13 protein-coding genes are annotated in these 15463 nt (G+C 35.8%); 7 read left to right on the top strand and 6 right to left on the bottom strand.

Features of this window, described 5'->3' with window-relative positions:
• The first annotated feature begins 8 nt into the window (after positions 1-8).
• From DEU39_RS20245 to DEU39_RS20235, 3 genes are all read left to right on the top strand, one after another.
• Complete coding sequence (locus DEU39_RS20245; RefSeq protein WP_120233162.1) at positions 9-731, top strand: hypothetical protein; 723 nt, start codon at positions 9-11, stop codon at positions 729-731.
• 148 nt (positions 732-879) lie between these two features.
• Complete coding sequence (locus DEU39_RS20240; RefSeq protein WP_120233161.1) at positions 880-2475, top strand: peptide chain release factor 3; 1596 nt, start codon at positions 880-882, stop codon at positions 2473-2475.
• A 358-nt stretch (positions 2476-2833) separates the two neighbouring features.
• A complete protein-coding gene (locus tag DEU39_RS20235) occupies positions 2834-3778 on the top strand; it encodes a DUF4349 domain-containing protein (RefSeq protein ID WP_120233160.1) in 945 nt (314 codons plus the stop codon).
• A 267-nt stretch (positions 3779-4045) separates the two neighbouring features.
• Here the strand turns inward: DEU39_RS20235 and DEU39_RS20230 are convergent, their stop codons facing one another.
• Both DEU39_RS20230 and DEU39_RS20225 read right to left on the bottom strand, forming a co-directional pair.
• Positions 4046-4411 carry a hypothetical protein gene (locus tag DEU39_RS20230; protein WP_034695305.1) on the bottom strand — a complete coding sequence of 122 codons (366 nt, stop codon included), beginning with the start codon at positions 4409-4411 and terminating at the stop codon, positions 4046-4048.
• 21 nt (positions 4412-4432) lie between these two features.
• On the bottom strand, positions 4433-5572 hold the full coding sequence (locus tag DEU39_RS20225) for an acyl-CoA dehydrogenase (RefSeq protein WP_120233159.1): 1140 nt from the start codon (positions 5570-5572) through the stop codon (positions 4433-4435).
• A 345-nt stretch (positions 5573-5917) separates the two neighbouring features.
• Between DEU39_RS20225 and DEU39_RS20220 the strand changes: the two genes are divergently transcribed.
• Together DEU39_RS20220 and DEU39_RS20215 are read left to right on the top strand one after the other, a co-directional pair.
• The gene (locus tag DEU39_RS20220; RefSeq protein ID WP_120233158.1) at positions 5918-7696 is read left to right on the top strand and encodes an AMP-dependent synthetase/ligase; all 1779 of its coding nucleotides are present in this window, start codon (positions 5918-5920) and stop codon (positions 7694-7696) included.
• On the top strand, positions 7689-8363 hold the full coding sequence (locus DEU39_RS20215) for a hypothetical protein (protein ID WP_062671147.1): 675 nt from the start codon (positions 7689-7691) through the stop codon (positions 8361-8363). Before DEU39_RS20220 ends, DEU39_RS20215 begins: the two co-directional genes overlap by 8 nt.
• Before the next feature lie 324 nt (positions 8364-8687).
• Here DEU39_RS20215 and DEU39_RS20210 read toward each other — a convergent pair whose 3' ends face one another.
• The 3 genes from DEU39_RS20210 to DEU39_RS20200 all read right to left on the bottom strand — a co-directional run bounded on the left by DEU39_RS20210 (position 8688) and on the right by DEU39_RS20200 (position 11537).
• The gene (locus DEU39_RS20210; RefSeq protein WP_120233156.1) at positions 8688-9464 is read right to left on the bottom strand and encodes a zinc ribbon domain-containing protein; all 777 of its coding nucleotides are present in this window, start codon (positions 9462-9464) and stop codon (positions 8688-8690) included.
• A 2-nt stretch (positions 9465-9466) separates the two neighbouring features.
• Positions 9467-10564, bottom strand: coding sequence for a Nif3-like dinuclear metal center hexameric protein (locus DEU39_RS20205; protein WP_062671150.1), 1098 nt, complete (start codon positions 10562-10564; stop codon positions 9467-9469).
• 124 nt (positions 10565-10688) lie between these two features.
• Positions 10689-11537, bottom strand: a complete 849-nt coding sequence (locus DEU39_RS20200; protein WP_120233155.1) for a hypothetical protein — start codon at positions 11535-11537, stop codon at positions 10689-10691.
• Between the two features lie 250 nt (positions 11538-11787).
• On the opposite strand from DEU39_RS20200, the gene DEU39_RS20195 reads away from it, so the two are divergent.
• Positions 11788-12615, top strand: a complete 828-nt coding sequence (locus DEU39_RS20195; protein WP_120233154.1) for an ion transporter — start codon at positions 11788-11790, stop codon at positions 12613-12615.
• A 43-nt stretch (positions 12616-12658) separates the two neighbouring features.
• Positions 12659-12817 (top strand): hypothetical protein, encoded by a 159-nt coding sequence (locus DEU39_RS24525; protein ID WP_156106430.1) that lies wholly within the window; start codon positions 12659-12661, stop codon positions 12815-12817.
• A gap of 195 nt (positions 12818-13012) precedes the next feature.
• Here DEU39_RS24525 and DEU39_RS20190 read toward each other — a convergent pair whose 3' ends face one another.
• The gene (locus DEU39_RS20190) at positions 13013-15337 is read right to left on the bottom strand and encodes a GEVED domain-containing protein (protein WP_120233153.1); all 2325 of its coding nucleotides are present in this window, start codon (positions 15335-15337) and stop codon (positions 13013-13015) included.
• Positions 15338-15463 lie beyond the last annotated feature (126 nt).

The following is a 15463-nucleotide window of genomic DNA, read 5'->3' as shown; positions in this document are numbered from 1 at the left end:
GAATTAATATGATTGAAAAGTTCCAGACCATAGAATCCAAAATCAGCAAACCCATTACTTATTTTCTAATGGGAATTCTCTGGATCGCTGTCATTCTGATTATGGTAGTAATCGGGGTTGTTTTCAATCTTATTTACAATAATTTCAGACAATATTTAGAACAGGATCTGGGCATTTTTTTTACGCTTATTATTGCACAACTGCTTCTTATATTTTGTTGTATCGCTTTGATAATGGCTTTAACTTACAGAAAAAAGCAAAAGATACGAAAAGCCATTGTAGATGAAAAAGGAGTAACATTCTATAACAACCGAAATGTAATCATTGAAACCATATTATATCATGAACTTCAGCCAGCTCAGAACTCATCCACCGATGTACATGTATCCAATACCCAAAACGTAAAATATAGCAAAACGACATTGCAGATCTACCTGAAAAATAAAGCAGGAGAAATTGGACCAATACGTGTTGATTTCAATTTTGAACTGGTAATTTTAAGTAACCAATATGATCTATACCATCATTTTCTAAAAGGGATTCAACACTTTCGTCCGGATCTGAGAATAAGTCAACAGGCGATTGATCAGTACAATCTTAGTTCAGAACCACAAAAAAAAGAATTTGGGATATTTGAATATATCATAGGAGCCATTGTTATCCTGATTGCTGCCGGACTGGTGTATGTTTTTATGTTGCTTGTAAAAATAATAGTTGATAAGCTGCATTGAAGAAAAGCCAGCTATTGGCCGTTTCACAGCTATATTCATCATTCCGAAACCTGAGTATCCTTCTATTATTCTGTCTAATTAATATTGTCTTCATTTAAATTTGAAAACCTCGTAAAAAATCACGATTTTTGCAACTTCAAAATACGATATGTCAGACTTAATCAAAGAAATACAAAAAAGAAAGACCTTCGGGATCATTTCCCACCCGGATGCCGGAAAAACGACTCTTACAGAAAAGCTTCTTCTTTTCGGGGGAGCTATTCAGGAAGCGGGTGCGGTAAAATCCAACAAAATAAAAAAAGGAGCTACCTCCGACTTTATGGAAATTGAAAGACAGAGAGGAATCTCTGTAGCGACTTCCGTATTAGCTTTTGAATATAGAGACCACAAAATCAACATTCTCGATACTCCGGGTCACAAAGACTTTGCTGAGGATACTTACAGAACATTAACTGCTGTAGACTCCGTAATCGTTGTAATTGACGTTGCAAAAGGGGTTGAGGAACAAACTGAAAAACTGGTTCAGGTTTGTAGAATGAGAAACATTCCGATGCTGGTTTTCATCAATAAACTGGACCGTGAAGGTAAAGATGCCTTCGATCTTTTGGATGAAGTAGAACAAAAATTAGGATTAACCGTTTGTCCGCTTTCTTTACCAATTGGTATGGGAAGTGACTTCCAGGGAATTTATAATATCTGGGAAAATAATATTCAGTTATTCTTAGAGGAGAAAAAACAGAAAGTTGGAGATTCTATTAAGTTTGATGATATCAATGACACATCTATTGATGATGTGATTGGTGGAAAAGCGGCAAAAACATTAAGAGAAGAGCTTGATCTGATCCAGTCTGTTTATCCTGAATTTAATCGTGACGATTATATGAAAGGTGATCTTCAGCCGGTATTTTTCGGTTCTGCTTTAAATAACTTTGGAGTACGTGAATTATTGGATGCTTTTATTGATATTGCTCCAATGCCACAGCCCAAAGAAAGTGATACGCGTCTGGTAAAACCTGAGGAAAGCACTTTCACAGGATTTGTTTTCAAAATCCACGCGAATATGGATCCTAAGCACAGAGACAGGCTTGCATTCGTTAAGATTGTTTCAGGAACATTCAGGAGAAACGAAAACTACTTACTGGTAAGAGAAGGTAAAAAAATGAAATTCTCCTCTCCTAACGCATTCTTTGCAGATAAGAAAGAAGTGGTGGAAGAAAGTTTCCCTGGTGATATCGTCGGTTTACATGATACGGGAAGTTTCAGAATCGGAGATACATTGACTGGTGGCGAAAAATTAAGCTTCAAAGGAATTCCTAGCTTCTCTCCTGAACATTTCCGTTATATCAATAATAACGATCCGTTAAAAGCCAAGCAATTGGCGAAAGGTATTGATCAGCTGATGGATGAAGGGGTTGCGCAGTTATTTACGCTTGAAATGAACGGAAGAAAGATCATTGGAACGGTTGGAGCTCTTCAGTACGAAGTTATCCAATACCGTTTAGAGCATGAATATGGTGCAAAATGTACTTATGAACCGTTATCGATGCACAAAGCATGTTGGGTAGAAGCTGATGAGAAGTCTGAAGAATTTAAGGAATTTGCAAGATTAAAGCAGAGATTCCTGGCAAGAGATAAGTACAATCAATTGGTATTCCTTGCAGATTCTTCTTTCACGATTCACATGACGCAGGAGAAATTCCCGAATGTGAAATTACACTTCATCAGTGAGTTCAGAGAAAATTAAATAAAAGACAAATCGCAAAAAGGCGAAATTGTTTACAATACAGATCCGCAGAATATTTCTGCGGATTTTTTTATAATATATATCGTATGAAACCACCTCGTCCAAAATTCTTCGAATTTTTGCCACCACTCCGGAGGATGAGAATTTTTAGATTTCCGAGCTAATATTTAGTGAAAAGACAAAGCTTTCGAATCATTTCAATACCCCAAAATCAGAAAAACACTTTGTAAATCTTTTGTAAAACGAATACAAAAGATTGAAAATACAACACTTATAATTTTACCAGCACAATACATTTCATTTACAATCTTTACAAGAACTTCCCTTCTAATTTTACTTCATCAAAAAAATTAATCTTATGAAAAAGTTCATCTTACTCACTGCTGCAGCAAGCACTTTCATTATGTGTAAAAAAGCGGAAGCTACACAGGATAAAATACATGAAGCCATCCATTCAGCCGACAGCGCGGTTACAGTGGCTACAGAAACCGTTGAAAATGCCAGTAAAACAGTAGACCAGGCTATGGATTCTGCAAGTATTAAAATAAAAGACTTTGAGAACACAAAAAATGATATCCGGCAAAATATAGAGAACACTTCCAAAATGGTAGATTCTTTATCGGATAAAATTGCCAATACAAAACTGGAATCAAAAATTGAGAAAAAAGATTCTATAACAAAGAAGACTGAAAAGATTGCAGTAAAAGCTCCGGCTCCAAAGGTTATTAAAGAAACCAAAATCATTTATAAAGAAAAGCCTAAGAATGACAGTTACGAACTGAATATGCCTAAAGATAAAATGGTAAAATCAGGATATCTTTCTATAACCGCAGAGAATGTGGAAACGGTAAAGGAAATTATCCGGGAAGAAGCGAACAGAAATAACGGTTATATCAAAAGTGAAAATCTATCTTATGTGGAATCAGCCAGTCCTAACAGAGAGGATCAAAAAGTATACAGTCTGGATATCAAAGTTCCCATACAGCATTTTGATGGGTTAATGGAGGATATCAATAGCAATGTTGGAGATATTGATACAAAAGATATTCAGGTTTCAGGACGAAACTACGCAGACAATACCATCTGCACAATCAGTGTAAATATCAGTGAGAAAGCCAAAACAGAAACAGAGCCTAAAACCTTTGGTGGAAAATCACTGGCTGCCATTGAATCCGGCTGGGATGTTATTACTTCCATATTCCTGTTTATCCTTCCATTATGGCCTTTATTCCTGATTGCCGGCATTGGGTATTATTTCTATAAAAAGAAGAACAGAAACATTCCTAATAACGATTCTCACTAAGTTTCAATCTTTACTCAGGATAGATTTTAATAATTTTTTAATGAGGTTTAGAATAGAAGTTCGATACTAATGTTTAATTTTATCAAACGTTAAAAGAAAGTGCTTGCTTATTAGAAAAATAACTCTTAACTTTAAGTATAAGCAAAATGTAAAGAATCTTTGTTGTGAAACAAGGTTCAAAAATAAATTTGGAAATTTTATTTCATATATTAATATTTTGTGATTTGGTGTAAAATAAGGCCCTCATATTGAGAGCCTTATTTGTTTTTATTTCATATTCACTACTTTATCTACAATGAACTTTGTGTTTCCTCTCCAGGGAAGCGCGCCATTATACTCTTTGTAATGCAGGTCAAAAGTTTTACCGCTGTTGGTTTCCAGTTGTTTGAAAACTTCGGGATCATCTACGGAAAATTCAAACTCATAGCTTGTAATAGTTCCTGTTTTTCCCCTCCCAAAACCTTCCTGAATCAGCTTGCCTTCATAAGTTTTGAAAACATAACCTTTTTTCATCGCATAGTTCAGGTATCCGGACTTTACTCCTTCTCCGAAAACAAAATAATACTTATACCAGACAAATACGCCCAGTAGCAGCAATACAACCCCAAGGGTGATCCACAAAGATTTTTTCATAGGTAGTGTGTTTTATAAATGTTATTTTGCGATGCTTCTGGAGATCACTATTTTCTGAATTTCAGAAGTTCCTTCATAGATCTGAGTGATTTTCGCATCTCTCATTAATCTTTCTACGTGATATTCTTTTACATATCCGTATCCACCGTGGATCTGTACTGCTTCAATAGTAGTATCCATTGCCACCTGAGAAGAGTATAATTTGGCCATAGCTCCGCTTTCAGAGATATCTTTTCCTGCATCTTTTTCACACGCAGCTTTGAAGCACAGCATTCTTGCAGCAGTGATCTGAGTCGCCATATCAGCCAATTTGAATGCAATCGCCTGGTGGTTGATGATTTCAGTTTTGAAAGCTTTTCTCGTTTTAGCATATTTCAATGCCAGTTCGTAAGCTCCTGAAGCAATTCCTAAAGCCTGAGAAGCAATACCGATTCTTCCCCCATTCAACACTGCCATAGCAAAGTTGAACCCGAATCCGTCAGCACCAATTCTGTTCTCTTTTGGAACTTTTACGTTATTAAAGATCAAAGAGTGAGTATCACTTCCTCTGATTCCTAATTTGTCTTCTTTTGGTCCGATTTCAAATCCTTCCCATCCTCTTTCAACGATAAAAGCATTGATCCCTTTGTGTTTTTTCTCAGGATCTGTCTGTGCAATTACGATATAATAAGTAGCTGTTCCACCATTAGTGATCCAGTTTTTGATACCATTTAAAAGATAGTAATCTCCTTTGTCTTCCGCAGTAGTTTTCTGAGAAGTAGCATCAGAACCTGCTTCCGGCTCAGATAATGCAAATGCTCCGATAACCTGCCCGCTTGCCAGTGGAGTAAGATATTTTATTTTTTGCTCTTCAGAAGCGAATTTTTCAAGACCGGCACAAACCAATGAGTTGTTTACAGACATCACAACAGCCGCAGAAGCATCCACTTTTGCAATTTCTTCCATTGCAAGTACGTAAGAAACGCTATCCATACCTGCACCGCCGTATTTTGGATCTACCATCATTCCTAAAAGTCCCATTTCTCCCATTTTCTTCACCTGTTCTGCAGGGAATTTCTGGTCACGGTCTCTTTCAATCACTCCAGGTAAAAGTTCGTTCTGTGCAAAGTCTCTTGCTGCCTGCTGAATCATCAGCTGTTCTTCCGATAAATTAAAGTCCATAAAAAAAATAATTAGATAGCCGTAAATTTACACTTTTTAAGCAAATCTGAAAAAATAAATTAAAAACGGGAAAAAGGCAGGTTTGGGGAGATTTATTGATGGCGGATACCCGTTTCGGGATTCCGGATAATGAGTTAAGAAGGCAATATAAAAAGCCTGGAGAAAAATAAACCATTATAAAAGAATCATTGAAAATATAAAATCCCTACTTCAGGGCTTCCGGCCTCCTTTTTGATTCAAACTATTATGGCAAGCATTTAACTAATTTCTAAATCTTACCTTCGGATGGTTTCAATTAAAAAAAATGCTTATATTTAAATTTCTTTATAAATTACGTAAAAAATCATGACGATCAAGAGATTATTCGATATTCCACACTATGCTTTAGAAAAATATCCTAAAACGGATATGTTTGTAACCAAATATCATGGGGAGTGGAAAAAAACTTCTACACAGGAGTTTATTAATGAGGGAAATAAGATATCCAGAGGATTATTGAAACTTGGTATAAAACCAGGTGATAAAATTGCTTTGATTACAACCAATTCCCGTACAGAATGGGCTATCATGGATTTTGGACTTTCTCAGATTGGCGTTGTTTCAGTACCGGTTTATCCAAGTATTTCTCCTGAAGATTATGAATTTATCTTCAATAATGCTGAAATTCAGTATTGTTTTGTTTCTGATAAAGAGCTCTTGAATAAAGTAATGAAAGTAAAACACAATATTCCGAGCTTACAGGGAATTTTTACTTTTGATACTATCAGTGGAGCAGCCAACTGGAGAGAAATTCTGGATCTGGGTAAGGATGAATCTACCCAAATTGAAGTAGAAGACCTTTCTAACGCAATCAACACAGAAGATCTTGCAACTATTATTTATACTTCCGGAACTACAGGAAGACCGAAAGGAGTAATGCTGACGCACAATAATATTGTTTCAAACATATTGGGATCTATTCCAAGAATTCCAAAAAAGAGAGGCTTTGATTACAAAGATGCCAGAGCATTAAGCTTCCTTCCTATCTGTCATATTTTTGAAAGAATGTTGTTCTATCTTTATCAGTACAATGGTTTTTCTCTTTATTTTGCTGAAAGCATCGAAAAAATGGGTGAAAACGTAAAAGAAGTGAAACCTCATTATATGACTGTAGTACCAAGACTGGTAGAAAAAGTATATGACAAAATCTATAATACCGGATCTTCAGCCGGAGGTTTAAAATCAAAAATATTCTTCTGGGCCCTGAATCTGATTAGCAAAAAGAAAACCATTTCAAAACCGTCCGGACTTCAGGAAATTATTGCTGACAAGCTTGTATTTTCTAAATGGAGAGAAGGTTTAGGTGGTGAAATCGTGACTTTGGTTTCAGGATCTGCAGCATTATCTACAAGGCTCAACCTGATGTTCCAGAATGCTGGTATTCCAATTCTGGAAGGCTATGGCTTAACAGAAACTTCCCCTGTAATTTCAGTTAATAGCTTTGATAAAATGAGAGTGGGAACCGTAGGAGTTCCATTGGATAATTTAAAAGTTAAAATTCAGGAAGACGGGGAGATTACAGTAAAAGGACCGTCCGTATTTAAAGGCTATTTCCAGAATGAGGAAATGACAAAAGAAGCCTTTACAGACGATGGATTCTTTAAAACCGGAGATATCGGACATATAGACAGCGACGGATTTTTACAGATCACTGACCGTAAGAAAGAAATGTTCAAAACTTCCGGAGGAAAATATATTGCCCCTCAGACTATTGAGAACTTAGCGAAAGCTTCAAAATTCATAGAGCAGATCATGGTGGTAGGTGACGGTGAGAAAATGCCGTGTGCTTTGGTACAGCCTGATTTTGAATTTGCTAAAAACTGGGCTCTGAGAAACAATCTCAACATCGGTTCCACACCTGAAGAGATTGCAAAAAGCCCTGAACTGAAACAAAGAATTGAAAAAGAAATAGAAGGTATCAATGAACACCTTGGAAATTGGGAAAAAATCAAAAAAATTGAACTTACTCCTGAGGTATGGAGCATTGAAAGCGGACTGCTTACTCCAACATTAAAACTGAAGAGAAAGGCCGTAAAAGAGAAATTTATTGCTTTGTATAATAAGATGTATGATCATCATGATTAATTATTCAATGAAATTATGTAAGCATAGATTCATCTACCAATCCACTTTTGTAGGATTGGTATTTTTTATGTTTTCATGTAAACAACAGATAGAAAACACAAAATCAATATCTGAGAAAAAAATTGAAATTCCACAACTTTTGTCAGATTCCACTTTAAAAGAGAAAACATTGAATGATTATATTCAAACTGCTGAAACCATAAAACCCAATGTAAAAAACGGGGTTCCTTTTAACAAGCTTGATTATGATAAAATTATTGCTTATGATTTTGCTGGTGACGAAGAGACCTATCCTAATCCTATTGATAGAAAAGGAAAATTTACACCTGTGATCTTGAAACAACAGTTTCTGACTCAAAAACAAGCTGATCAGATCTTATCTGCTTTAGCAAAAAATTCAAGCTATGGTGAAAGCTCTGCGGCATGTTTTCAACCTCATCTGGGATTAGTATTTTTTAAAGGCAATAAAAAAATCAATCAGATCAGTATTTGTTTAAGCTGTAACACTTCGATTACAGAAATTGAAATTCCCGCCAGAACACATAAAATATTTAATAAGGGAACAGATAATGAGTATTCCTTTACTGGTTTCAAACCGTCTGGAAAAACAGCAATCATCAAACTGTGTAAGGAGATTAACTTTCATTATGGAAACAAGAAAGAGTAATATATTAATAAAATAGATTGAAGAATAACTTTTTATTTATAACAAAGTATTTTATTTCGGATATTTCTATAGTTTTGGCTAAAATTTTATTTTGATTAAACAAGCTAAAGCCCGTTCCTACTGATCCCCATCATTTAGTTTTTTAATCAATTACAACACTATCACCGTCATTCCGTATGAATCCATGCTATGTCGAAAAAAGAGCCGAGATTCTTCGGAATGACAAAGACTCTGATTAAATTGTACTGCTATGTTTAGATCAGTTCAGATAAAAAAAAGCTGCTTCATTTTTGAAACAGCTTTTGTATGTTATAAAATCAATAATTAGAATTTAATTACAGATTTCATTTTTTCGTTTTCTTCCATTACCAATTCATCATCAACAAGGATTTTTCCAGAGTGCTCATCAATGATGATTTTCTTTCTCTGAGCAATTTCCATTTGCTTTTGAGGAGGGATAGTAAAGAATGATCCTTTTGGAGCACCTCTTTCTAATCCTACAACAGCAAGACCGTTGATAGAGTTGGTTCTGATTCTGTTGTAAGAAGCCAATAATCTCTCATCAATTTTACCTGCGAATTCTTTAGACTGCTCTAAAAGATATTCTTCTTCTTTCTGCGTTTCAGAGATCAGACCATCCAATTCTTCTTTCTTGAATTTCAAATGGCTTTTCAAATCATCGATCTTAGAGTTCAGTTCGCTTAAAGTTTCGTTTTTGTGAGCAATTTTAGCTCCGAACTCTTTAATTCTTTTTTCAGCAAGCTGAATTTCCAGATCCTGGAATTCCATTTCCTTCCCTAATGCTTCAAACTCTTTATTGTTTCTTACATTATCCTGCTGAGATTTGTATTTCTCAATTAAAGTTTTAGCATGGTTAATCACTTCATGCTTTGTTTTGATCTGATCCTCCTGATCTTTGATATCAGCATGAAATTTTTCAGCTCTTTTTTCAAGACCTTCAATCTCAATCTCAAGATCTTCAACTTCAATTGGCAATTCTCCTCTAGTATTTCGGATTTCATCCAATCTTGAATCAATGATCTGTAAATCGTATAAAGCTCTTAATTTTTCTTCAACTGAAATATCGTTGGTTTTTGCCATATTTAAATGAAATAATTTACTGGGTTTGTTTTTTCAATAGATTTTGAAATTGCAAATGTACTAAATTTTTGTGATAAAATTTCAAATAATTGTTGACTAACAAATTGTTCTGATTCATAATGTCCAATATCACAGATCAGCATTTTAGACTCAGCCAGAAAATAGTCGTGATATTTGAGATCTCCGGTAAGGTAAGCATCACATTTCCTGGCAGCTGCAGATCGTATTCCACTTGCCCCAGATCCTCCCAGAACCCCTACTCTTTTGATTTTTTTATTGTTAAAAGAGGAATGTTTAATCACTTCCAAACCAAATTTTTCTTTTACCAATCCAAGAAAATCTTTTTCATCCATTTCTTCTTCAAGATCTCCATACATTCCCAAGCCGGCATGATGATTTTTATTATCCAGATTATAAATCTGATAAGCTACTTCTTCATAAGGATGCGCTGTCTTCATTGCGCCCACAATCTGCCCTTGTTTAAAACCTTCAAAAATCACAGAAATCATATCTTCATCTGCATTTTCGCGAATTCCCTGTTGTCCTGAAAACGGATTTGAACCTTCTGCAGGCCTGAATGTTCCGTTACCATTCACTGTAAAACTGCATTCGTCATAAAATCCGATATTTCCAGCTCCGGCAGAGAACATAGCTTCTTTTACTTTTTCTGAATAGTCTTTGGGAACAAAAACCGTTAACTGTTTTAAATTATTTTCTTTAGGCTGCAGAATTTTCATATTCTTTAATCCCAACTGACTGCATATCCCATGGTTCACTCCAAAGAAATCATTATCAAATGCAGTGTGGATGGCATAAATAGCTACTTTATTTTCAATAGCTTTTAAAACAGCTCTCTCTACGTAGTTCTTCCCTGTTAAAGATTTTAATCCGGAAAATATAATGGGATGAAAGCATACGATCAGATTGCAGTTTCTTTCAATAGCTTCATCAACCACATTTTCCAATGCATCATGGCAAACCAGAATTCCTGATACATCACGGTCGTAAACCCCGCAAAGCAATCCTACGTTATCAAAATCTTCTGCCTGTCTGATACTTATTTCCTCTTCAATCTTTGCAATTACAGTTTTTAGCTTCATTAATTTTATATTTTACAGTTACAGCGAAGATATTAATTTTACGGGAAAAATTTCCAACCCCCAAAAAAACCGGCTTTCATAAACCGGTTTTATTTTGATATTAAAAAAGAATAAAGTAACACTGTTAATCTTTGAAAAGAGATACTCTTGTAAAGGATTCCATGACAACACTACAGTTGATATCAGACTCCATAAAAAGTTGATATCCTCTTCCCGGATCAAGACTCGCCGGGTCTGCAATGGTATAGAAATAAAAGGTAAGAATATTCCCTGTTCCACTGGAACCACTCGGTACCAACTGGATAGAGTTAATTTCAAAACCGGAATCGGGATTTTTTAAGGTAGCCTTTATTGATCCTGAAGAGTTGGACCCCGGAGTGATGGTAGCAATTGCTCTCCAAACGTGAACCTGCCCGTTAATTTCATTTTCTCTCCATTTGCCGGTAGCTGCAATATAGATATTACTGGTAACTCCCGGAAAAGGAACTGTGGTTTCCGGCCAGCTTGTCGTAGGGCTTGCGGCAAAGACCAATGGAGTGTTATAAAGTACCTGCTGTCTTGGGCCATAGCCACTTCCTGCAGCACTTAAACTGAATGAGGGTTTTACATTTGCGTTTCCAGAATTTACTTTAACGACACCGTCGTTACCAGCCTGAGAAGATGTGGGAACAAAAAGCTGTCTCCAGAGGGTACCGTCCCAATACTGGAAATTATTCGTTGTCGTATTAAAAATAAGGGTTCCTGCAGTAAGGTTAGGGTTTACCACACCTGCAGGAGGTACCGTGGAAACGTCGTTATCTGCCAGGTTAGTATCCCGGTCAGTATCTGTAAGACGAGGAATAAGAATTCCTTTTTGGTTGGAAACTATATCCAGTACTGAAGCTCCATTTGGTGCTGAAGTATTAATCCCAACCTGGGCTTTAGCAAAACTGCTTATAAAAAACAGAATAAACAAGGTTAAAATTTTTCTCATGATATAAAGCTTTTGTAGAATAAAATTACAAACTTGAATGAAAAAAATGTTAAAAATTTAATTTTTATATGTCATATTTTATTCGTATTTTACTAATTATAACATATTGAAAACCATACAATTAATATACAATAATTCACTTTTTAATGACAGATTTTTTATTAACATTTGCAAGATTCTTTTAACAATCATATATTTACCGTATACATTACAGAAATTATTAACTTCGCTGTGAAATAACCTTATATAAATGGAAAGAGAACATAATCTGATTCCTGAGGACACTTTATGGAAAAGATTCCTTTACCGGATAATTTATCGCTCCGATACGAAGCTTGGAAAACTGTTCGACATCATATTATTGTCATTGATTCTTGCCAGTACTGCTATTATTATGATGGAAAGTGTACCAAAGCTTGATAAAAAATTCCATTATACCTTTCTGATCCTCGAATGGGTCATCTCTATTTTTTTTACAGCAGAATATTCTATGCGGATTGCGGTGGTAAAAAATAAACGTAATTATATATTCAGCTTTTTCGGAATTATAGATTTCCTTGCTCTTGTTCCTTTTTATCTAAGCTTTATTTTCCCTGTTACTAAATATTTTCTGATTTTCAGAATGCTGAGAATGCTGAGAGTGTTCAGAATTTTCAATTTGCTTGATTTTATGAATGACGGGTATTTTATTGTGCGGGCTCTGAAAAACAGTTCGAGAAAGATTTATATTTTCCTTTTATTCCTGATTATATTCTCTGTGATTGTAGGATCACTTATGTTCATGGTAGAAGGCGGAAGACAGGGCTTTGAAACAATACCTCAATCCATCTACTGGGCAGTTGTTACGGTAACTACTGTAGGCTACGGTGATGTATCACCCATAACCCCTTTAGGGAAGTTCTTTGCAGTTATTCTCATGCTGGCAGGTTATTCCATTATTGCAGTTCCTACCGGTATTGTAACAGCTGAAATGAGAAACAAAAGACAGAACCTGGAAATGGTATGTGAACGTTGTGGCAATGAAGATATTGATGATGATGCAAGATACTGCAAGAAATGTGGCAAGAAATTAGCTTAACATCTGGTATAAGTAAAATTTATTCACTAAATACCACAAAATCATGGAACCAAAAAAGAAAAACAGACCCAATAGCTTAGTGATTATTCTTTTTGCACTGATTGTGCTTATGATCATCATCTATTTTATATTAGCAATGTTCTTCCCTACCGTATTTGACCTTATGAATAAAGGAGAAATACAGCCTGTACCCAATAAATGATGAGTGATGTATGCTGGGCAATATGTGATGGAAAATATTCGATAATCGATAACGGCCACAGGATAAAATAAAAAAGATGAGTGAAATATTTTACTCATCTTTTTTCATTCATACGATTAATAAGATTCTATTCAATCTCCATAAAAAAGACGGATCATCAATGACCCGCCTCCCTTTTTTTATTTAAATGATGAATTATTTTTTTATAGCTTTAATAGTCTGCTTAGATCCGTCTTTCATTTCAAGTGTTATTACATAAACTCCTTGCATCAGATCTCTTAAATGGATTGTAGATTCAGGGTTGGTAATAGTTTTCACCAGTCTTCCTGTCGCATCTGTCACTATTACATTTTTTACATTTTTCACATCAGAGATATTCAATACATCCGTAAATGGATTAGGATAAAGCTGGATATTATTTTTCGCTTTACCAACTTCAGCTGTTGCCAGATTCGCGTTATTAATACTGATATCGTCAATATATAGATTATACTGGTCTGGATCTGAATAAGCATTAAATCCAAAGAAATATACTCCTGTTGTAGGTACAGTAAACGTTATAGATTCTGTATGTGCCATTTCATCATTGATTGAAGGATAATCTGCAATAGAACCTGTCATAGCAGCTGCAGCTGGTGAAGTTCCGTAGGCTACCTTCAATTTTTCGACATAGGTTGATGAGTTATTACCATATTTATAACTAATAGTATACTGCACTCCTGCTGTCAAATTCAATCCTTGTGTAAAGAACCATGCATTACCGGAATTGGAAGAGTTATACTGGTATTTCAACACATTGGTGGTGAATCCCTGGCTATCAGAAGGAGGATCCATTGTTACCCAATCATTTCCTGTTCCCGCATTAACATTATTTGTACAACCAGGTAGATCTGGAACAGTAACGTTTTCAAAATCTATCGTGTAAGGAAGATTCGTACTTGAACATAATGTTGTAAAGGTAGCAGAATCACTCCATATACTTTTACTTGTTGCGCTACAGGCAGATCTTACCCATACGTAATAAGGAGTGGAAGCAGCTAAGCCTGGAATATTATAAGTGGTTGCTGTAACTCCTGTAAAGTTAGGTGTACTTGTTGCCGTAGGTGCTGTATTCGTTGTACTGTAATAAATATCATAGCCGTTAGCCGGAACCGGAGTGGCTGCTGCCCAGGAAACTGTAGCTCCTGCAGCGGTAATATTTGAAACAGCTAATGCATTAGGTTCGCTACAAGCCGGTGCAACATCTATATTAATATCATCAACGTATAATTTATTCATATTAGCATCAGAATAGGCCTGGAATCCAAAATAATATACTCCGGTAGTTGTTGGTGTGAAGTTCGTAAAAGAACTTGTTGCAGTGCTGATCACAATATCCGAGTGGTCTGCTAATGTATTAGTCATTCCTGCACTGGTAGCTGAAGTCCCATAGGCTACTTTCAGTTTTTCAGCATATACAGTTCCTTCCGCATTGGCATATTTATATTTAATTCTGTAAGTCACTCCTGCAGTAAGATTAATTCCGTTGGTAAAAAACCAGGTATTCGCATTCTCTGCATAGTCATATGAATACTGAAGAACATTTCCTGTAAATCCCTGAGCATCCAGATCACCTGTTTCCCATATATTTCCTGCCCCATCATTCACTACAGAGGTACAAGTTGGCATATCTGGTGGAGTTATACTTTCAAAATCCAATGCATAAGGCACTCCCACAGCAACACACGAGGTCATAAATGTGGCCATTTGAGACCATGCACTCTTATTAGAAGCACTGCATACAGAACGTACCCAGACATGGTAAGTAGTGGCTGGTGTAAGAGAAGGTAGATTTGCAGTCAATCCATTGATAGACCCGGAAACTACTGTCGCAGCAGTAGGATATGTACTGGAAGTTGAGTAATAATATTCATAACCACTTCCTGGAGCAGAAGACGGAGCTGTCCATCCTAACTGAGCTGAATTGGCAGTAACAGCAGATACTGTTAAAGCAGACGGAGCAAAACAAGTCGGAACCGCCCCAATTACTACTGTATAATCATGAGCCTCTCCATATCCGTCTGTATTACAAGGAATAGGATCTCCGGAGAATCTATCCCCTACTCTCATTCTGTAAGTACCTGGAGTTACAGTTGAAGGAATTGTGATAAGCCCTGCCGTAATATCATTCCCTCCTATAAGCGTACTGCTTGCAGAAGCCACAAGCTCCGGAGCAGCATCATCAAAAGTTCCATCGTTATTGAAGTCAATCCAGATACGAACATTCTGATCACTGTAATCATGTTTAACGCTAAAATCATAACTTAAACCTGCACTGAGATTAATCGTCATCGAGGTATAATCTCCATAAGCATTAGTAGAGCAACCTGTATTAGAATGATCAAATCCGGCACCCGGAATTGCAAAAGTATCTATCATATCCCCGCCACTACAGCCACTAGCGAAAGCAGGCGTACAATAGGTTTGCGCGGAGGATAAAAAGCCAGTTATTAAGAAACCAACGAGTAAAAAATTTTTCATATAAATCAGTATTAGTTAATCAAATCTAGTGAAAATCAGCAATAAAAAAAATATTTTTTTCATCATATGACAACAAATATAAATTTTCTTTCAACAAAAGATAATCCCCCTTATAAACAAAGAGAC

The sequence above is a fragment of the Chryseobacterium sp. AG363 genome, assembly GCF_003610675.1.
Taxonomy (GTDB): domain Bacteria; phylum Bacteroidota; class Bacteroidia; order Flavobacteriales; family Weeksellaceae; genus Chryseobacterium; species Chryseobacterium cucumeris.
Note: the sequence above shows the minus strand (reverse complement) of the source record. Positions and strands in the feature narration are given on the sequence as shown.